The organism is Candidatus Ancaeobacter aquaticus, from assembly GCA_030765405.1.
GTDB classification, from domain to species: domain Bacteria; phylum Auribacterota; class Ancaeobacteria; order Ancaeobacterales; family Ancaeobacteraceae; genus Ancaeobacter; species Ancaeobacter aquaticus.
The window spans coordinates 15873-37451 of record JAVCCP010000022.1; the positions used below are offsets into that span (position 1 = coordinate 15873).

The following is a 21579-nucleotide window of genomic DNA, read 5'->3' on the forward strand; positions in this document are numbered from 1 at the left end:
TATTCACTCCCCAACATAAGGGTTATGTTGTTTTTCATGACCAATTGTTGAATGCGAACCATGCCCGGGATAAACAACCGTCTCATCAGGAAGAACAAACAGTTTCTTTTCAATCGAACATTTTAAGTCTTCAAATGAACCATAAGCCAAATCAGTTCTCCCAACTCCTTCATGAAAAAGAGTATCCCCCGTAAGCACATATCCACCATTTTTATCGTACAAAGAAACGCCACCGGGAGTATGCCCCGGAGTATGTATTACCTTTATCTCCATATTGCCAATTTTGATAGCTTCACCATCATACAGCTCCTTATCAGGAGGGATATTTCCAGGGATAAGAACACCAAGAAGCGGTACATACTTTTTAGGGTGAACAAACATATCAACATCATTAGTATGAATCATCACAGGAATTTCTTTTCCGTATTTCTTTTTAAAATCAGCTATCCCGCCGATATGATCATAATGTCCATGAGTACAAATAAGATAGTGTACAGTAAGGTCATTACTGACAATATAATCAGAAACCATTTTTGATGTACCGCCCAGATCTACTACCGCCGCACATTTAGTATCATCACAGCTCAACACATAACAATTCGCATCAAGAGGTCCCACTTCAAACTTTTTAATCATTATTCACCTATATATATTTTAGCATTTCTGTTTTGAGAATGTATTCGCTGCAGAATAGTAACTGAAAGCACTGCACCGAGAGTATTAGCACACACGTCATAAAAACAAGCATATCTTTCTGGAACAAAATACTGGTGAAATTCATCGCTCATCCCAAAAACTACCGCACAGATAATCGCGCCACTATTTGCATATTTATTAAGGAATTCATTTCGAGAATACATAAAACTTCTTCTTATTAAAAGTGCGAAAAGTGCATAGACAAGAACATGTATTATTTTATCTATATTAACTATTCTCGCTGAAGAGAAACAATTAAGTGAAAAAGATGATAAAACAAAAATCACTATCGCCATCAATAGAGATGGCATCCAATTAGGGGTTGAGAAACAATAATATCCCCAATTTGGAGGCTCAGATTTGAGCCGTAGGCAAGGCGTGACGACGCTGGCGTACCCTTTGCGGTACGTCAAGGAGGAGCAACGAAGCAGACGGCCAAAGATGGACCTCCCCAGAGGGGCTGGCCGCTTTTGGGCTGCAACTGCGTCACTCATCGCTTGCGTATCGCAGGGGATACGCGGCACTCTTCGTTCCTTGCTTCGCTCCAAAATCAGCTCAGCCAAATTGGGGATATTATTGTTTCTCAACCCCTCAACAAAATGAATCACGGTAAATACCTTTTATTTTTTCCAGTGTACATTATCTTCCAAAAGACAATCGTTCAGCGATTATTTTCGGCAAACTGGCATCTATTATCCTATCCTGCGTTCGCTGTATCTCATAGGGTAATCTTTTAACATTCACGCTATTTGTGTCTGTATCGTAAATCACTGCGCACGCATCAGGATTTCCATCTCGCGGCTGACCGATACTTCCCACATTCACTATAAATTTGTAGTCTCCAGCCAATGGGTAATCTCCTTCATCAACCGGAATAAATATTCCGTCACTTCTAAAGATCCCGGGATAATGTGTATGCCCAAGAAAACATACTTTTGTCTCTTGAAAACGAAAACTCATATCTGCCTCATCAATACTCATGATGTATGTCCATTTGTCAGGAATGTCTAATGATGCATGCACAACACTAAAATCATTTTCATGCGCTATAAGATCAAGGGATGCAAGAAATTCATAATTTTCCTTTTTGATTACATTTTTTGTCCATATAACCGCTTCACGTGCAAAAGGATGAAAATTTGTAATATCCGTTTTTCCTGTTACGGCCTGATCATGGTTTCCCGCTACAACTGGACATCCCAAACCTTTTACCACTTCGATACATTCATTCGGACTTGCCGCATAACCCACTATATCCCCGACTGAAACAAACTTATCAACCTTGTCCTTTAAATACGCGTGAACAGTTTCTAACGCTTCGAAATTACTGTGAATATCTCCCAATATCCCATATTTCATATTCTATACTCCCCGGCACCTATACTACGAATCATTTGTCTCATTCTTAAGAAATAACTGTCTGTTTATTATGGTAAGCCATTTACTCCACTTTTGCCCTTCTTCACGAGGACCGCAAATAACATTCTTATACGCATTCACCTGCGAATCAAGGTTGTCACAATGATACACAACGCATGCCTCTAATGTTTGCGGCAGAACAGGAGACCTTTGCACATATTCGCCTTGATGACTGAGAATAATATGCTGCAGATTCACTGCAATATCTTCTGGAAATCCATCTATAGCTTGTATATGCCCCATTATATAATCATTTCCCTGAATAATATGCCCTACGAGCCTCCCCTTATCAGTATAATCGAACGTAATATCATAAGACAATTCAAAAACCTTACCACAATCATGGATAAATGCACCCGCCAAACACAGATCTCTGTCCACCTCAGAGTGCAGATCACACGTTGTATCACATAACTGCATCACTTCATACGTATGTTCAAACAATCCACCGAAATAAGAATGATGCCACTTCCCGCCGCCGGGAGCCTTTTTAAAGTTACCCATAAATTCTTTATTATCCTGAATGGATCTTATAAACTTTTTTATCCATGGGTTTTGAATTTTTTCCAGTAGACTCATCATACTTGTCTCAATTTTGCCAATATCTTCAACGGACCTCAAAAGATCACTAATGGAATATTCATCATCATTAATCATTTTTATATTCCTAAGAGTTAACTGCGGCCCGTTATAATTACCCACATCTCCCTCAACCCATACAATATCACTCTGATCCAAAACTTCACGAGCGGGACTTACATTGTCCCATAGCACACTATTTATTGCGCCTGTTTTATCTGACAACGTTAATGCTACGTACGGTTCACCATTTTTTTTAGCTTTATACTCCTTCTTTGCAACCACAAAAACACTGGAGACTTTATCTCCAACCGCAATGTTTTTAACGAAATCGCTCTCAGCTTTTTTCATTATAACCACCTTATTATTAACTTCCGCTCATTTTGTTTTTTAATCTCTTAAGAATTCGTTGTGCCGGCCCATCAACGCCATCTTTTGCCTTCAGCACTTTTTCCCACGTCGCATACGCACCACGATAATCACCGCATTTTTCATATGCATGTGCAAGCATGCGATCAACCCATAAGGGATGTTTATACCCAACAGCATTTTTAAAATAATACAGAGACTCTTTATAATCTTTTACCTTATAGTAATACAACCATCCTAACTCAAAATAGAGTTCATACGTCTTATCATTATACTGCAAACCATCTTTTAAAAATAATATTCCTCGATCAACCCACTTCTGTCTTTCATGTTCCTTATCTGATTCACTGGGGCATTTTTTTACAAGCGGCTCATGCGGTATTGTCTTCAATCTCAGTGATGTCTCATGAGAACAACCTTCTCCACAGTTATCGTGCGCATGTAAATCAGATTTATTATCTTCTTCCCCCTCATGCGCAACTTTATGACTGACATTATACGCCATATGCCAGCCGCCAATAACCCATGGTTGTATAAACTGCGGTTGTAATCTCGTAATTAAATAATACATAGGCACAAGCTTATACCATTGACTTGTATGCCAATAATGATCGCATTTCAACCATAAGAGGTCTGCCACCACACCCCTAAACCCTGAAACAAGCGCCGCAGATAAAAATCCCCCCAAAGGAACTTCATTTGAATAGACTTGTGTCAGTTTAAGCCCATAACCTTTATCTATTCTCTCATTCTCAAGGCTGTTACCATATTGAGCGAGCACCTGATATGCGATTAGCATCGAAATAAAGACTATGATATAAATACGATATATATACAGTATACTTTTTATCATAACCTTATTGTCGTTGTTATAAGTCTTTTTTACTAAAATGAATAGATGCTAAGGTCAATGTTATAGAAGAATATATAAGCGCATAGAGAACACTCTTCACAATATATATCCACGGGACAGCGATACCAATCGCTATAGAATCTGATATATCAAATATAGCTAAATTCGGTATACAATGTGCCATCACAAGTAATGCTGATTTTGATAGAGCAAAATCAACATATCTTGTAATTATCTCACTGATATATACGGAAAGATGCCCCAGTATATAAAATATGATGCTGATAAGCACTGCCAGAACATGCGTCGTTGTAAGAATATTAAAAAATATTGAAAATGCCGTCACAATAGAAAATTTAAAAAATAAAAGAACTATTGGTTTTACAATAGTGAAATCGATCATCCCTTCTTTAGCATATAGAATTGCCATAAAGACAGGTATCATACAGACGAAGGTAACGCCCAGCGTAAACAAAACGCCAAGATATTTTGCGACAATATATTCGTACCGCCTAACCGGTTTTGAAAGTATCACATATAATGTATGCTTTTCCATTTCAAGAGACACAACAGATATCGGCAGGAATATTGAAACAACGATACCTATAATCGCGATAGAACCAAGCATAAAGTCTTTAAGAAGCTTTATTTCTTCGCCGTGAGTCATATACTTAAAAAAAGTCGCTGCGCATACGGAAAGCATCAGAAACACAAACAAGGCAACAAGTACTTTATTTCGAATACACTCTAAAAATGTGTAATACGCTATGACAAGCATTCTCCTCACTCTGCACCGCCTATTGTAGCAATGTAAAGATCTTCTAATGATTCTATGTCATTTGCATTAATTGTTCTCATTAATGCCCCTTGATTTAATATTGATACTGTATCACAGAGCTTTTGAGCATACATAAGTTGATGTGACGAGAAAACTATTGTTACTCCATTATTCTTAAATGACTCTAACATTTTAACAAAATCCTTCAACCCGACAGGATCAAGCCCTATGGTAGGTTCATCAACAATGAGTAATGAAGGGTTATTAATAATTGATTGGGCAACGCCTAATCTTTGCAACATTCCTTTGGAGAATGTTTTTAATTTTCTTTCTCGGTATTTGTAAAGATCCACAGTATTTAAAACATCATTCACTCTCGTCTTTAATTTTTTTCCTGTAATCCCATACAAACGGCCAAAAAAATACAGAATTTCCTCAGGGGTAAGAAAATCATAATAATAGGTCAATTCAGGTAAATATCCAATCCTCGTTTTATGCGATGTTTTTGGCGTTTCACCAAAAAGCTTAATTGTGCCTTTATTTGGATACAAAAGCCCAAGTATAAGTTTTATAATAGTTGTTTTCCCGGACCCATTAGGGCCAACTAAACCGTAACACACACCTTCAGTAATTCTTATACTTATGTCATTAATTCCAACATGTCTCGAAAACATTTCAGAAGAATATATCTTCGTAACATTATTAAATTCAATTATAGATCCATCACTCATTATTTATCCCGTCATATCTCACGCAAACTAAAGTTAATACTCTACTCCAAAAGAACGATATTTGCCGGTAGCAGGAAAATATTCTATATCAGAAGATCTAATATATCTTTCCAACTCACCCGTTTTTATTTTATGAAGAAATTGCTCTAAAATTTCCATATTTCCTTCAGCAACAACCTCTACTGAACCGTCTAAAAGATTTTTTACAAACCCCTTAATATTATAATCATACGATATGCGAACAACAGTAAATCGAAAACCTACGCCCTGCACTACACCGTGAAACAGTGCGCTAACCCGCTTATTCTCTGCCACTACAATCACCTTATTTTTAATAATAACACCGCGACATATTACTTTAGATTATACTATGCATTAAAACATAAGTCTATGGATCTTTTGTGAGCAAAAATCGTAATTCGGTCATTACGGGGAGCACAGCGTTCACGTGACCACGTTGTCGCGTGGTACATGACTCATGTGGCACGACAATCTCAATATAAGCACTTAAAAGTCAACGTTCATCATTTTTTCATTATGCAGCCAAATCTACTTCAACAGCTGTTTCTTCTTCCAATGACTTCTCTTTAATTCCATCCTCTAATAACAATTCTACGTACATGCCCCGCAATCTTTCGTCACTATTTAGTATGTTTAATATTCTGTCAAATTGCGCTTTATAACCGGCAGATCTAAGCATTTTTCCAAATACTATTATTTGATCTCTATCTGTTTTATACATTCTTCTGAATGTATTTAACAAAATTTCTCTAGATAAAGAACTCAAAACCAGTATCAAATCATTGTATCGCTGCATATTACCTTTAATAAGTTCTCGCCTTCCGAGAAATGAATTTCCAATAGAATAATCTTCATCCAGACCATTAATCAAAGTTTGAGTAATCATTACAGCCTTATTAACATCAATTTTCCAGACTTCGTCGATAAGATGGCCAACCATTGGATGTAGTTCCTGCTCATAATATTCTGTTTTTGTTATACGATCATGGATCCATTCTCTCCATAATGATCCCCACAAAAACTCCATATTTCTTGATCCCGTCAAACCTAAAATCATATCTATTACTATATTTAAATCCAACTCCTTGAATATATATGCTGTTTCTTCCACTGTAATATTCTTCGCAGGTATTATTTTGAACGTTAACTGCGGCACAATCATAACAACAATATCTTCACTCATACCGTTGAGAATATCAGCAAATAATTTATAATCCTTAGTTATCAAATCCTCGAGAATTTCAGGATAACTAAACTGTGCTGCCTTTATCTGGTCTTCTAATGGCATATACCTGAATAAATCGATTAAATTTTCGCGAGCAATCAGATCTAACTCTGTAAGCTGTCCAAGAATTGATAAAACCAGCTGCATTGGATCAAGCAACGATTTATCCTGTCTATCTGTAAGTTTTTTAAACATTTCAATTATTTTATCGTCACCTTGTAATTTAAGTAATAAACTAACGGCTTTTGAAGGATCTAATGCTAGTTTTACAACCAATTCACTTAACAATCCGATTTCTTTTTTATATTTTTCATGTTTTATTTTATTTTTTTCTAGCGTACGTCCGAACAAATCAGTGCTAATTTGATAGATTGCCTCACCATAGCTCACACTTGACCTCAATTGTTTTACTTCACTTTGATCAAGGTTATATTTTACTGAGACACTATCCACCAATGCATTCAATACATTATGGTTTTCCGGACACGAAAGACTATAATCTTTTCTCATAGCTTCATAAATGTCTTTACAGGCTTTATACATAGGGCGATCCATTCCCTTTATCTCTAACTCCTTAAGATTTAAGCACGTCCATATCCATGGTGATTGATCCAATTTATAAAGCCCTCTTTTAACATAGACTACAAAATTTACTGCCTTTGGCAGTCCCATTGAAATTTCTATTTCGGCATCTGTCGCTGGACGCTGTACTTCCTTTGGAATATATTTATACACATCAGATTTTAGATAGTTTTTAACTTCCTCTCTAATATCTCTTCCTCTAAATGTAATTGGCATAATTAGCTGAGGACTCTGATCACCGTCAACATATTCCTTTAAAAGCTGATTCCCTTTTACTTCTCCAATAGCATCAAGCACACCATCGCATATATCCGTCATTTCAGCGCTGTTTTGCAACGTGGGAAACATTTCTTCAAGCTCCTGCATTCTTCCACATATAATTGCGATAAGGCGAGCCAAGTTTGCATCCGGCATGATATTTCCTATATCATTTATTTTACCCTTACCGTCTTTCCATGTAGTGTTGTAGGGATTAACATCATTATTTGCCAGCTTACGCGCGCTTTTCTCAAACAGACTAAATTGTATTTCAACATGTTTTCTTACTATGTCCTTCCAAAATCTTCTAAATTCTTCCGGGGGCAATTTTGAATGTTTCTTTACATATTCATGCATAGTTACGCCATCAAGAAGTTCCTCAGTCCAAATACAGATATCATCTTGTTTTCTCTCACACCCTAAAGTCTCTACATTAGGATTTCCTATCAATTTCAGATACATCTTCTCCTTCTCAATACATCCTTCTTTGAATCCATCCTTATATATTTCTCCGGTAAATATCCTTGGATTGATGACATTTATTAAGAATTTATAGCTCTTACCATCTTTAGTTTCCACTCGCGCTAAATAGTTATTTTTTTGTGTTCCCCGGGCAAAATAACTTATATACACTTTTTGGATATCCTCTTCTTTTACCAAGACACCATTTATAACAAACAGCGCTTCCCTAACAAAAAGTGAATCCTCTAAAACTTTTAGAACAGTTCGCTTAACAAATTTTGAAGCTTTTACGTCTTCAATAATTTCTTTACGAGCACTTTTATCATTCACATACCCATGTTGTTTTCTTACGCTTTTTATAAGTTTTTCATCATCACTTTTTTTATTTATGGGATCATTACTAACAGTAATATACTCATTTTTTCTCTTCCAATTTCTTTTTGTGACCTTGCTTTCACCTAAGTAATCACATAGATTATTCCTGATATTTTCTATTGATCGTGCGGCAAGTTTGCTCATCTTTCTAGCCACACTTTGCTGGACGTTTTTTTCTTCATCGTATTTTTGCCGATCATCAGAATCCAAGCCCCAGGCAGCACTATCAGAATACAAATACCACCAAACCAACTCTGATCTAATTTCCCTGTACAAATCAGGGCTGGACACCCTTACATTTCCAAGCAGCATAATTTTAAAGCTTACATCATCATATAGTTCTTTACTGAATACTATTTCTTTTTTTTCTCTTACTCGTCTTAAATAATCAACTATAGCCCTTCCAAAGAAGGGATTTCTTATCATCGGCAATGACCTGTTGCTTGATAAAAGAAGCAGTGCTCTGGCAGCATGCGATTTTAGCTTCATATCAAAATCTGAACTTGCCAGTATTTCTTCCAGTTTTATTCTAATTTCATTACCGCCCACGATAGTCATTTCCGGAATTACTTCATCAAGAATTGCACTATCCAGATCAACATCTACAATGCCTCCAAATTCCTGCTTTTTCAAATCGATTGATGAAAATATATCAGGTAAATATCCATCCCTAAAACATATAAGTGGTTGTTCAAAAACATCCTCGAGAATATCCGCAACCTTAATAGGTTCGTCAAAGATCATATCTATGTTATTATAATCATAGTCTTCTATAGCCTTCTTGAAATCAATTATTACTTCTGTCTCGTCAACTTCTACAGAATTCTCTAAAAGCGCATTAATTCTCCAACTCAGCCTTGGATTAACAGACTCATCCGTTGCAAGCAAATAAGCTGCCCTTATCCTCTCTTTAACACCTTTATCTACAGAATCAAGAAAATTCAAATAAGGTTTTGTGTTATATTTTTTATTTGCTAACAAAGATAATGTTCTCCTTACTTCTCCTTTGTTTCCCTCGTTCATCCTTTCAAAAACATCCAAATCAGCAAGAAGCACGGCCATTTCTCTTATAAGCGGATCATACACATGTCCCGTTAATTCTTCATGAAGCTGTGGATGGTTAAACTCATGGTTCATAGCAAGCGTCATAAATGGATAAATATCCACATCCGGCAAATCAAATATAACCTTATCTATGACTATTTCATATATACCGGCTTCGTCTCTATCAATACCTGCAAGATTAAAAACATTTTCAGAAATTCTAAAACGTACTTCTTTAAGAAATTCCTTATATACGCTTTGGGCCCTCATGGACAAAACTCTGAACAACGTTTTTATAAGGCTTTTTATTCTTTCATTTAAGAAACCCCGCTCAAGTTCTTTTTCAATTACCATCTCACCTTTCTCACCCAACCTTATAACTACTACATCTTTTTGCATCACCAATTCAACTTTTTCAATAAAATCAATATAACCTTTTTTTCTTATAGGAATACTTTCCATGCCAACATCGATATCTCCCTCGACAAATTGTTTGAACAAAATATTGTCTGGGGCTGTTGATGATCCCGCTTTTTTTGCCAGAAAAGAAAAAAGCCTGTTGAATAGATCCATGAATTTATCTTTAGATAAATTATTAAAGATAGATTGCGGCGCGAGAACATATTTAGATTCTGAGACTTTTGATGAAGGTGTAAAATAGTCAGCATATACAATAAGCGGGATTTGAAGCAGTAAACATAGCATAACACAGTACGCTACACATTTTATACAGAATGTATTCTTATATAACCTAACAAACAATAACACAGCGTCCTCCTTTTTGGAAAGCGCACAATCTTTTTAAACTAACTCATTGCATATAAATACTTTAACTATATACAGCCTACATATGTTACATTATGCAGCGTTTCCTGTAAGAATTTTTGATATGGGAACAGGTGTTATAACCCTTGGAAGTTCTGCCGGCTTTGTTAATAATTTAAGTATCTCTTCTACAGAGACATTGCCTTTCCCAATCTCTATAGCGACTTTTTTTGCCATTTCTTTTTCTGGCATATCTTTAGAAAATATTCCAAGCGGCTTTAGCCCCTCAAAAACATCCGCATTCCCAAAATCTATTGCTTTTTCCGTGCTCATTATTTCCCTTCCATGTGCGGTACATTTTCTAATTACCTTGTCTATAGACAGTTTTTTACATCCAAGATCCAACTGTATCTTTTTGGCAATTTCATCTTTAGTCATTTCTGTTTTTCCATGTAACAAAAGACTGCTGAGTGCATCCAAAAATACAGGGTTATTTGCTGAGATATTATGATCTTTTAATATTGAAGAACCTCTTTTTCTAATTATCTCTTTTAATTTTAATAGAAAACCACTATCTTTTCCAACCTCAATAGCCGCTATACGGTCAGGATCATCTATTTTGTATTTAGCATACATTGATAATTTAGGAATTATTAACGGTTTTATGGTCTCTTTTACATCAATTTCATGCAGCTCTAATCCTGCTTTTGATATCCGCTCTTTTCCTGAACTCTCTAAATTCTCTATAATATCAATTATTTTTATCTTTTCGGACCCTAATAAAACATAAAGAGCTATACGATCATCCAAAGATTTAAGTTCTGCAGAATCCCATCGAAGCTCGTTTGCGGCCCTAAAAATAGCTTCCATATTATCAGGTATTATTTCAATATCGTCATCATGTAGTATTTTCCATCCTCGACCGCTAAAAACGATATTGGCAACTTCATCAATATCAAGCAGTCCAAAATGCATGGCTAAACAGCATTCCTGCAAAAGATTTGCTCTTCTGAAACCCCAATTCATCATATTGTAAAACTTAAGAGATGAAGCTATTTCGTCATCTGTCAACATCACTTGCGAATATGATTCGGCGGTAATTCTATGCCTCAATTGATCAAGCTTAGATTGGTATATTTCCTCAAGACCCTCATCTGAAACACCCTCTAGGAGCACCATTACCGCGACCCTAGACTGCAAATTGGTTGCAGGTAATGATTTATAAGCCATTTTCTTGGTTCCTTTCCCGCTTTCAATATATGGAATAATTTTATTCAACTGCCTTTGTAGCGCAAAACTAGGTTCTCCTTCTTGTATCTCTACCACATCACCTGTTACCAACTTTTCAGAAAAATTCGTTATTAATTTACCGTTTATAAGAATTCTTGACGGTTTAAGTATGTAATTTTTAAATATTCTAATATCTCTTCTGGTAAGAATATCAATAATCTTGGGCCTCGTATCGTTCTTATCTGACACATTTTTTGGAACACCATGAATAAACTCAATAATAATATACTTTCCTTGTTTCATTTTCTTTTTATATCTAAATCTAACAAATTCACTATTGGCGATTTGCGGTTCACTATTTATCCTGAGGATGCGTGTTTTAAGATCTGTGGTAGAGTCATAAACTACGTTAGCTGCATCTAAATCATATCCCAGTTTTCTGAGCTTGTAAAATGCATGCAACATAGTGCCGGTAAATCCCTTTCTATGCATGTCGGGTGTCTGCATTTGCAGCTCAACCGGTAACTTTTTCCCTGCTAATCTCGCCTGAGCAAATCTTTCCAAAGCGCTTTTTACAATACTTGGCGATTTATATTCACCGATTACCTGCTGCATTATTTTTTCATCTATTAAGTCTTGAAGTGCCGGCAAATTACCGGAAACTTTTCTAGCAACAGCGGTTGAATAAAACTTCTCCCCGGGTGATATTCTTTGAAGAAACGGCAATTTCCTTAAAAGAATAAGATCCTCTTCATTTTTTACAACAATTGTTCCGCGCAGGAGATCCTGTAGATCGGCAATACCTTCTAATGAGTTTTTGTATGATCGGCCGCGATCTTCAGCATAATATTTTATCTTTTCATCAATACTGCTCGGATCTTTAACACAAAAAGTCACTTCTGCATCAATCTTTTTGTCCAACTTTACCTCTAACTCTTTTATTTCATTTTTAATCTGCGCGTTAAATATATCCGCAAACACAGAAAGATCTTTATAATGCACACCAAATGTTATATTTATCTGCCGCAAAATAGCTCTATACTGTTTTTTATGGACATTACGCCAGGATAGATTTTTCATAGTATTTGAAAAATGTGTTAACCCAAGCTGTTCTGAAAGTATGGAATATATATTTATCAAAAGGTTATAGCGGTTATAAAAATCAGCTCCCATTTCTTCTCTTGCTGAAAGAAATTGATTTATCCGATATGCCATTAATAGCAACAATGGCTCAACTGTATCCCCAACATATTTAGTTAAGTAATTTTTGAAATTTTGCATGTATATCTCTTTTACTTTTATTCTTTTTCTTAATGGCGGCATAAATTCCAGACTATTCAATTCTTGAAAAGTTTTTATCCATCTCCACACTATATCTGGTATCTTTTTTATTTTGCGCGTTTTAACTTTATTCCTATCTATAGCAAATAGCAACGCGGCCACTGTTACCTCATGACCTACTTTAACATCTACAGGTTCTGTAACAATTATTGCAAGATTCAACGCATCATCTATAAGAAAACCACCATCCTTCTTTTCTTTATTACCATACTGAGCATTCGCTATTTCAAATGCTGCCTGTATGCTTTCTTTAGCTTCCGGGTCATCGAACTTTTTAATTAAGGATGATACGACATACGTCCTCATACCATTTCTAAGATTAACATCCTTCAAACCATCTCGATAAACCAAAATAGTATTTCCTTTGAATGATGCCCTGTCTTTCTTGCTCATTACCGCATACCTTGCCCACCCAATATCCAACAACTCACCAATAACGCTTTTTGATACATATTTAAATGTTTTTGGAGTTATGTACGCTTTAGCTATCAGATTTTTTTCAAGTAAAGACGGAATTACATCATTATACACATACCCCGCCCCTGGAGACGCTTCACCAGTATCAGGATCAGTCAATATGCGTTCAACCACTGATTTTATTTTATCTTCAGATTTCAGCTGATTAAAATACTCTTTCGAAACATATCCAATTTCGATATCACTTTCTTCTAATCCGCTTACAGGGATTATCTCTCCCTCAGACGCTAAAAGTTCAGTCATGTTTTTATATAAGTAAACAAATTTATTATGACCTGTATTTACCGGAACAAAAATATCTTTATCAAGCAGTACGCTTATATCTTCTTTTTTAACGATCATGATGCGAACAGCAACTTCTCCACTAGCTTTTCTTTCATAAATACGTATAAAGTTATCATTAGATATTGAGTCCATAGCAATATCGTACGGCCAATAAACAATTACGCCTTCTTTATCAAAGCCCCTGCACAGTTTATTTCTTCTCTCCAGGTCATCTATATCACTTACTAATATTCTTACTTTATGCGTGTCGGATGCCAACGTAAGCGGCACATCCCTGTACCCGCCTTTTATACTTGCTGCTTCATCAAAAAATGCTGTTTCAATCAAAATCATTTCTCCATTTCTATCAAGCCAATAAACATACAATCCTTTTTTTTCCAATTCAGCACATGTTGCTCTTTTACAAAAGGCCCGCTTAGACTTACCGGCATCATCCCCAAACAAAACAGTTTCAAAATCATCATTAAGAAGAAGCTTACTGCTATCAGTTTTATCAATATAGATTTTTTGACCGCCTTTACCTACAAATCGCGAAATTAATCCTGCCTGAGTCAATTCTTCTATTGATTCTGTGGCGATATATTTGTTGTTATATATTTTTACAAGCGGGGCTTCTCCTATATCTTTATCTGTCAATTGATCCATTACACTTTCTATATAATTAAGATTTTCTTTATCCATATTTAAACGATCAAGCATCATTTCCGGGGTTTGAGCAATAAAACGATCCATTCGCGAATTCATTCTCACTATATGTTCAACTTTCTCCTTAACATTCATGCCACTGGTTTCTTTATCAATAAGTTCTTCTCGTTTTTTGAATACCCCATATATTGCGGGTGTAAGTTTATTAAGAAAACTCTTATATTCATTTTTGAGGTTTTCAGCAAACTTTTTCCTGCCCTCAATCTTGCTTGTGTCACTATCAAGAAATTTTTCAGTTTTACTGAAAACATCTTTTATTACACTATCAATATATTGCTGCATTTCCGGGACTGCTATTAGATCACGATAAGGATGAGATTTATCAGAGGCTGTATCTATCTTATTTACAACATATAAAAGAGTTGTCAAAAAGAACATACTCTTTAAAGTGCCTACATCGACATCTTCATCTGCGAGCATTTTCCATGGCATTTTATGGTATTTTACCAGCCACATTTCTTCAGGTGTGGTTTTTATGAGTTGCGAATTGCTTTCAATTATTCCTACTGACTTATTCTCATACGTCTTTAATTTTGCGGAATCCTCTGAGGAAAGTTTACCGGGGCGTTTTATGATATTTTGCACTTCATCTATACGTTTCCATACATCATGGGTTAGGCCTGCCATTTTAAGTGCTCGAATTTGATCTGAGGTAAAATTAAAGCGCGAGGCAACCATAACGGCTAACGTAGAAACCCTCCTGACATGCCATTTGAGGATTGTATCATCATTCGGATACAATGAAATGCGGGCAGCTTCAGCAACGCTATGAATGCCAATATCCCATACTGTTTCATCTGTTTTTATATGCATCTTCTTAAATTCATTTGAAATCCAAGCAAATACACGACGCACGATATCTTTACCAAGAAAAGCAAGTGCACCGATTGCGACAACCGCCAATAATTTCCAGTTAAAAATTTGATCTACTGCCCCGCTGATTGTCCAGTCACCGGCCACAGCCATCAGCGGCACCGCAAAAACCATAAATAAGACAGCTGCTGCAGTTCCCCTTTTGAGTAATGACCTGCCATTTACAATATCAATTGGTTTATCTTCAGTTAATTTTACTTGAAGTATCCTACTTGTAAAATCATCAATAGTTTCTTTATCTTGTATTGTTGAGGACGGAGCTAAGTAGTCAGCAAACAAGATACTGGGCATATTAACTGATATGCATAGGGAAAGACATATCGCCATAATCTTTATATATAACGTATTCCTATACAATTGCACAACACCCTCCTCTTTTCAGAAAGCGTACGATCTTTAACAGTAACCAATTGAACACATACAGTTTAACTACATACAGTATACCTGATAAAAAGGGAGATGTCAATAGTGGGACGGTAAAGAAAAGTCACTGGCAAAGCACAGTGAATTTTACACAGTCGCCCTTAGGAAACGGGTAGCGTTTCCAAGGCTTTGGTCCTCGAAAGGGAAACTATCCCCCCTGCTTTACGATTTTGGAGGATTTATCCGAGAGGGGAGATGGAATCGATGCGTACCAAGCTGAAATAGCATAGCGATTTCAGATATAAACCACACAAATCAGTGAGACTAGAACAACCACAAACAGTTAACACTTAGGTGCTTATACTTATTAAAAAGAAAATAAATATAGCAAAACTATCGGGGCGAGTGGATTCGAACCACCGGCCTCACGGTCCCGAACCGAGCGCTCTACCAGGCTGAGCCACGCCCCGAATAATAATACATATCAATTCTGTTCCACGACCTTCCCGATTCTGATCGGGGCGTATCTAGCCAGACTGAGCCACGCCCAGTTTAATAAGGTTTTCTATAAATATTCTGCTTTTCTGAGACTTTATATAATATTCTCTTTTCCTGGCATCAGTTGCTGCAGCATATGTTTCTTTATATACTACTTCGAAAGGACCGTAATACCTATTTCCTTTTGTCTGTCCAGAATTATGCTCATGCAAACGTCTCGTTAAATTATTTGTGCAACCAATATAATACCTTGTATTTTTTAAACTTCTCAAAATATAAACATAATACATACTATTGGCCATCGACCTCCCCGATTCTGATCGGGGCGTCTCTACCAGGCTGAGCCACGCCCCGAAAAGATTCATCTATATAATATAAAAGATGCTCCATTTTTGAAACATCTTTTTATGTAATTTTGTTGTACCCATTACATAACATTAATTAGTAATTTTCCCAGCTGTCTTTACCGATGAGAGGCACAAAAACACAGCCGCATACGGACTGCGTCTGCAATTTCCCCTGATTTTTTGTCGCGACAATAAGCTCTTGTGAATACTGCCCTCCGACAGGTATTACCATTACACCGTTATCAGAAAGCTGTTTAGTAAGAGCATCAGGGATTTTAGTTGCCCCAGCGGTAACTATTATTTTATTGTATGGCGCGTATTCTTTCCACCCAAGCGTTCCATCACCAGTATACATTTTTACATTATTATATCCCAATGATTTCAGAAGTGTTTCTGAAGACTCAGCAAGATCTTTTAATCGTTCCACCGTATAAACTTCTTTTGCGAGTTCTGCAAGAATTGCCGTTTGATATCCGGAACCGGTACCAACCTCAAGGACTTTGTCGTCCTTGGTAACCTCAAGGCATTGTGTCATTAATGCAACCATAAATGGTTGAGATATTGTCTGCCCGTACCCAATTGATAGAGGATAATCTTTGTATGCACACTCTTTTTCTTGATCGTCGAGAAAGAGATCTCGCCTAACTGTGCGAAAAGCATTTAACACTGTCTCAGAAGTAATACCGCGAGGAATAAGCTGCGTACTTATCATGTGCTCTATTTTATTCGCAAAGTCGTAATCTGGATTATTTTTTCTTTTTCTTTGAAACATAAAGGCTTTTAAATACGAGTTTAAAAAAGAGTACAACATCACGAGAAGGACAAATTTTACTTTCCTCTGTACCGTATATGGTGCGCACAGGAACAGACGCTATTGTATATCCTTTTTGTGACGCATTTATGAGTATTTCAGACTCAGAATCAAATCGGACAGTCTTTAGGTCGATATGCCCTAATACTCGTTTATGAAACAAACGAAAACCGCATTGTGAATCAGGAATCTTCTGCCCGGCGATTTTTGATACCACATTCGATGTAAACTGATTTGTCCACAGACGGATTATCGGCATTGATTTTGTGTCATCGAGCCTGTTACCGATCAAGATATCTGCTTCACCTGCCCTATCAATAAACGTATTGATTTCATTGTAGTCATGCTGGCCGTCACCATCAATAGTTATTACTGCGTCCCAGTCACCTTTTGATACATAATCAAATCCTGATTTAAGTGCTGCACCCTTTCCACTATTTGTTTCATGGCGGATAACATGCACACCAGCTGACTCAGCAACTGCACTGCTTTTGTCTGTTGAGCCATCGTCAACAACTATAATATCCGAAATAACTGTCTTAACACCATCTAACAGTTCTCTAAGATGATTTTCTTCATTATAAACAGGAACAAGAACACATACTTTCATCAAGAACCCTTTCTAATATCTCTAAACAAACACCACTGTCCTGGATTATTCAATATAAGCTTTTCCGAAACATTCATAACTTCTCTCACACATGCTTCTTCAGTATCACACAAAATAGGTTTTTCAAACAAGAGACGGAATCTTTTCTTTCCGCCACGAACGAGAATACACGGCACAATTGGAGATGTCGTTTTCACTGATAATGCATACGGACCTCTGGAAAAGTGTACGCTTTCACCGAAGAGAGTCGCCTTAACACCCTTATCGGTCGGTACATAATCAGCTAAAAGTGCTACAAGCGCGTTTTTCTTTAAGGCACCAAGAACATCTTTTACCGCGTTTCCCACTTCAATTGAGTGTACTCCACATTCTTCTCTTTGTCTTGTAAATAATCTTGATACACTTTTATTTTTAAATGGTAAAGCGACAGCATACAGGGGGTAGCCTAAAGCAGCGGTTATTCTCGCACCCAGCTCCCAGTTCCCCACATGGAGCGTGAGCGCAATAACACCTTTTTTATTTTTTAACGCCTCATCAATATACTCTTTACCCGTAACTTCAACATTTTCTTTAATCCACTCTGGCGTAATGGGGTCACAACGAAAAAACTCGTATAAATACGTATAAAAACCTACAAAGACTGATTTTGATAGCTTCGTTATTCTTTTTTTTGAGAAACCATCACTTACATAATGGCAAACAAGCGAAATATTTGCTTCTACGTTGTTACGTCTCTTTTTATCGAGTAGATACCATAGAGTGCCGCCACCTACGCAGAGTTTATCCCCGATAACGAAAGGAATGAGTTTAGATAAGAACCTGATAACCTTAAATATGAAGTAGTTGAGCATCGTATTTGAGTACTTCTTTAGCAATATCGAGTGATGATTCTGGTTTTGACAGTCGAAATGCATTTTCTTTCATTTTTGTCAGCTTTTCACTATCTTGCAATAATTCGTTTACGAGTGTTGAAACATGTTTCTTGCCACTTGCGACAAGAGCGACATTCTGTCGTATTAAATAATCAGTATTTTTCATCTCCTGCCCGGGCAATGGATTTATTATTATCATAGGAAGCCCAACAGCAAGCGCTTCAGACGTTGTCAATCCACCGGGTTTAGTTACAAGAATATCTGACACATGCATAAGATCATAAATGTTTTTAACATATCCATATACCCGTACACGTTTCTTTGTTTTATTATTTCTTCGAATCATATTTTGATATAAAAGCTTATTTACGCCCGTTACAACTGCGATTTGTAATGGCACATCAAGTTTATCGAGTTCGGTAACAATCTTCTTTATTGGCCCTAACCCTTGCCCCCCACCCATAACAAGCACCAGTGGTTCATCAGCAGACAAGCCAAGTTTTTCCCGCGTTTCTTGTTTCGATACATTGCCATTAAAATATGGGCTTATAGGTATACCAAGAACTTTTATTCTTTCCTCGTAGACACCCCGTTCAATGAGGCTCATCTTTACTTCCTCGGTAGGAACAATATACAGATCAACATTATCGTGTATCCAGTAAGAATGCGCGGCAAAATCAGTTACAACGGCCACAAGCGGCAGATCTATACCTGATGTGCGCTTAAAATCAGAGATTGTCCCGCACGGAAATGCCTGAGTACAAATAACAAGCTCAGGTTTCTTAAAAGCAATCAGCTTCTTAAGTTTCTCAGAATTAAATTTATACACCATATTCCTGATATATTCAGTTTTATCTTTAAACCCTTTATTATCGTAGAGATAATCCCATATATCAGGAGTATTCTTAATGACTTGCAGGTATGTTTTTGTGATAACTCTCTCAAGTATCGGATTAGTATACCGGAATGAATCAACCGTCATGGGATTGACCGTTTTATCCAGCTTTTTTATACCACGTTCAATTGATCGTGCAGCCATGTGATGGCCGGAATTTTTTGTTATATACAATATAAATATATTTCTGTTACTCATAAGAGCCTTTGTTATAATTCTTTTTTTGTTCAACGTCAACAAAAATGAGACAGAACTTTAAGGGTTTTTACTTTGGTATTTCAGCATTTTTTGTTATGATGCATGAAACATAGGGGGATATTATGGATAAGATTCTGCACATATTAGAGAAAGATGCGCGCACAACACCACAAGAAATTGCAAAAATGACCGACATGACAGTAGCACAAATAAAGAAAAAGATCTCTCAGTATGAAAAAAATGGAACACTTCTTGCCTATAAAGCAGTTATTAATAAAGATAAAATTGATCGTGCATCACGAACAATTAAAGCGATTATTGAAGTAAAAATTGTTCCTGAAAAAGCTAAAGGTTTTGATGCGGTTGCTGAACGTATATATAAATTCTCTGAGGTAACAAGCTGTTATTTACTTTCAGGCGGATATGACCTCCTGCTCGTTGTTGAAGGTAAAGACCTTCTGGAAATCGGAAGATTTGTTACAGAGAAACTCTCCCCTATGGACCACGTAAAGGGAACGGTAACACATTTCTTGCTAAAAAAATATAAAGAGAACGGGGTTACATTTGATGGACCCGTCGACGATAAAAGAATACCAATATCATTTTAAGGCAAAAGTAATAAGTAAATATGAATATATCTGATAAAGCACACAATTTAAAACCGTCTGGCATACGGGCATTTTTTGATCTTGTTATGGGATCAAAAGATATTCTTTCTCTTGGTGTCGGCGAACCAGATTTTGTCACCCCATGGAATATTAGAGAAAGCGCCATATACTCTATTGAAAAAGGATACACGTCTTACACATCAAATAAAGGTCACGAAGAGCTCAGAAAAGAACTATCCCATTTTCTAAAGAAAAAATATAATGCGGCCTACCATTATGATAACGAAATACTTATCACCGTCGGTGTCAGTGAGGGCCTTGACCTCTCCCTAAGAGCTATTATTAACCCGGGCGATAAAGTCCTCATACCGGAACCATGCTACGTATCATATGAGCCACTGGTAACTCTTGCGGGCGGCATCCCTGTTTTAGTGAGCACAAAAGAAAAAGATGGATTCAAAATACCACCTGAAACACTCAAAAAAGAGATAGAAAAAGGTATTAAAGCGGTTCTTTTCAACTATCCTTCTAATCCTACAGGAATGTCATATAGTGAGAAGGAAATACAAGAGATCGCTCGTATCATAGATAAGCACGATGCATACATCATTAGCGACGAAACATATGATGAACTAACATACGATTTTACTCACACATCATTATGCTCATTTCCACGAATTAAAGAGAAACTTATTTATTTAAACGGGTTTTCAAAAACGTATGCTATGACCGGATGGCGTGTAGGATATGTTTGCGGCAGCGAAGATATAGTAAATGCTATGACAAAGATTCATCAATATACTATCATGTGTGTAAACACACCAAGTCAGTTAGCAGCCATAACAGCGTTAAAACATTCTCAGAACGATGTCAGCTATATGAAAAAAGAATATGATATGCGAAGGCATTATGTGGTAAAACGTTTGAACGAAATCGGCTTAAAATGTCATATGCCGGACGGCGCTTTCTACGCGTTTCCCTCTATTAAGAAAACAGGCATGAGTTCTATGGAATTCTGCAAAAAACTCCTTAAAAAAGAGAAAGTTGCGGTAGTCCCGGGAAATGCTTTTGGTGATTCGGGAGAAGGCAATATTCGTATCAGCTACGCTTCAAGTATCGAGCGCCTCAAAGAAGCATTAAATAGAATCGAACAATTCTTAATGAGACTGTAAAAGTCACAGGCAAAGCACTGTGAATTTTGCTTAGTCGCCCTTAGGAAACGAGAAACGTTTCCAAGGATTGAGTCCCCGTAGGGGAAATTATCCCCCCTTCTTTACGATTTTGAAGGATTTATCCGCGAAAATCTAGG

Annotated in this window: 17 protein-coding genes and 1 tRNA gene; 2 read left to right on the forward strand and 16 right to left on the reverse strand. The window is 36.7% G+C overall.

Annotated features, from left to right (window positions below; genetic code table 11):
* Positions 1-3 precede the first annotated feature (3 nt).
* The 16 genes from P9M13_02315 to P9M13_02390 form a co-directional block, all read right to left on the reverse strand.
* Positions 4-636 carry an MBL fold metallo-hydrolase gene (locus P9M13_02315; GenBank protein MDP8262122.1) on the reverse strand — a complete coding sequence of 211 codons (633 nt, stop codon included), beginning with the start codon at positions 634-636 and terminating at the stop codon, positions 4-6.
* The gene (locus tag P9M13_02320) at positions 636-992 is read right to left on the reverse strand and encodes a VanZ family protein (GenBank protein ID MDP8262123.1); all 357 of its coding nucleotides are present in this window, start codon (positions 990-992) and stop codon (positions 636-638) included. Before P9M13_02320 ends, P9M13_02315 begins: the two co-directional genes overlap by 1 nt.
* 343 nt (positions 993-1335) lie before the next feature.
* Positions 1336-2055: a metallophosphoesterase family protein gene (locus tag P9M13_02325; GenBank protein MDP8262124.1), complete on the reverse strand. Its 720-nt coding sequence runs from the start codon at positions 2053-2055 to the stop codon at positions 1336-1338.
* 24 nt (positions 2056-2079) lie between these two features.
* Positions 2080-3045, reverse strand: a complete 966-nt coding sequence (locus tag P9M13_02330; GenBank protein ID MDP8262125.1) for an HD domain-containing protein — start codon at positions 3043-3045, stop codon at positions 2080-2082.
* A gap of 16 nt (positions 3046-3061) precedes the next feature.
* Positions 3062-3916 (reverse strand): hypothetical protein, encoded by an 855-nt coding sequence (locus tag P9M13_02335; GenBank protein MDP8262126.1) that lies wholly within the window; start codon positions 3914-3916, stop codon positions 3062-3064.
* 16 nt (positions 3917-3932) lie between these two features.
* Complete coding sequence (locus tag P9M13_02340; GenBank protein MDP8262127.1) at positions 3933-4703, reverse strand: hypothetical protein; 771 nt, start codon at positions 4701-4703, stop codon at positions 3933-3935.
* Positions 4700-5425 (reverse strand): ABC transporter ATP-binding protein, encoded by a 726-nt coding sequence (locus P9M13_02345; protein MDP8262128.1) that lies wholly within the window; start codon positions 5423-5425, stop codon positions 4700-4702. The genes P9M13_02340 and P9M13_02345 overlap by 4 nt, the downstream gene beginning before the upstream one ends.
* Before the next feature lie 33 nt (positions 5426-5458).
* Entirely contained in the window at positions 5459-5740 is a 282-nt protein-coding gene (locus P9M13_02350; protein MDP8262129.1) for an acylphosphatase, read from the reverse strand.
* A 220-nt stretch (positions 5741-5960) separates the two neighbouring features.
* Positions 5961-10160, reverse strand: coding sequence for a hypothetical protein (locus P9M13_02355; GenBank protein ID MDP8262130.1), 4200 nt, complete (start codon positions 10158-10160; stop codon positions 5961-5963).
* 90 nt (positions 10161-10250) lie between these two features.
* Positions 10251-15431, reverse strand: coding sequence for a hypothetical protein (locus P9M13_02360; GenBank protein ID MDP8262131.1), 5181 nt, complete (start codon positions 15429-15431; stop codon positions 10251-10253).
* Between the two features lie 396 nt (positions 15432-15827).
* Positions 15828-15901: transfer RNA gene (locus tag P9M13_02365), tRNA-Pro, on the reverse strand.
* A 57-nt stretch (positions 15902-15958) separates the two neighbouring features.
* Complete coding sequence (locus P9M13_02370; protein MDP8262132.1) at positions 15959-16231, reverse strand: GIY-YIG nuclease family protein; 273 nt, start codon at positions 16229-16231, stop codon at positions 15959-15961.
* 139 nt (positions 16232-16370) lie between these two features.
* Positions 16371-17048: a protein-L-isoaspartate(D-aspartate) O-methyltransferase gene (locus tag P9M13_02375; protein ID MDP8262133.1), complete on the reverse strand. Its 678-nt coding sequence runs from the start codon at positions 17046-17048 to the stop codon at positions 16371-16373.
* Positions 17023-17697 carry a glycosyltransferase family 2 protein gene (locus P9M13_02380; protein ID MDP8262134.1) on the reverse strand — a complete coding sequence of 225 codons (675 nt, stop codon included), beginning with the start codon at positions 17695-17697 and terminating at the stop codon, positions 17023-17025. The genes P9M13_02375 and P9M13_02380 overlap by 26 nt, the downstream gene beginning before the upstream one ends.
* Positions 17697-18548, reverse strand: a complete 852-nt coding sequence (locus P9M13_02385) for a lysophospholipid acyltransferase family protein (GenBank protein MDP8262135.1) — start codon at positions 18546-18548, stop codon at positions 17697-17699. The genes P9M13_02380 and P9M13_02385 overlap by 1 nt, the downstream gene beginning before the upstream one ends.
* On the reverse strand, positions 18526-19662 hold the full coding sequence (locus P9M13_02390; GenBank protein ID MDP8262136.1) for a glycosyltransferase: 1137 nt from the start codon (positions 19660-19662) through the stop codon (positions 18526-18528). Before P9M13_02390 ends, P9M13_02385 begins: the two co-directional genes overlap by 23 nt.
* Positions 19663-19784: 122 nt before the next feature.
* Between P9M13_02390 and P9M13_02395 the strand changes: the two genes are divergently transcribed.
* Both P9M13_02395 and P9M13_02400 read left to right on the forward strand, forming a co-directional pair.
* Positions 19785-20270, forward strand: a complete 486-nt coding sequence (locus P9M13_02395) for an Lrp/AsnC family transcriptional regulator (protein MDP8262137.1) — start codon at positions 19785-19787, stop codon at positions 20268-20270.
* A gap of 20 nt (positions 20271-20290) precedes the next feature.
* Complete coding sequence (locus P9M13_02400; protein MDP8262138.1) at positions 20291-21442, forward strand: aminotransferase class I/II-fold pyridoxal phosphate-dependent enzyme; 1152 nt, start codon at positions 20291-20293, stop codon at positions 21440-21442.
* The last annotated feature ends 137 nt before the right edge of the window (positions 21443-21579 follow it).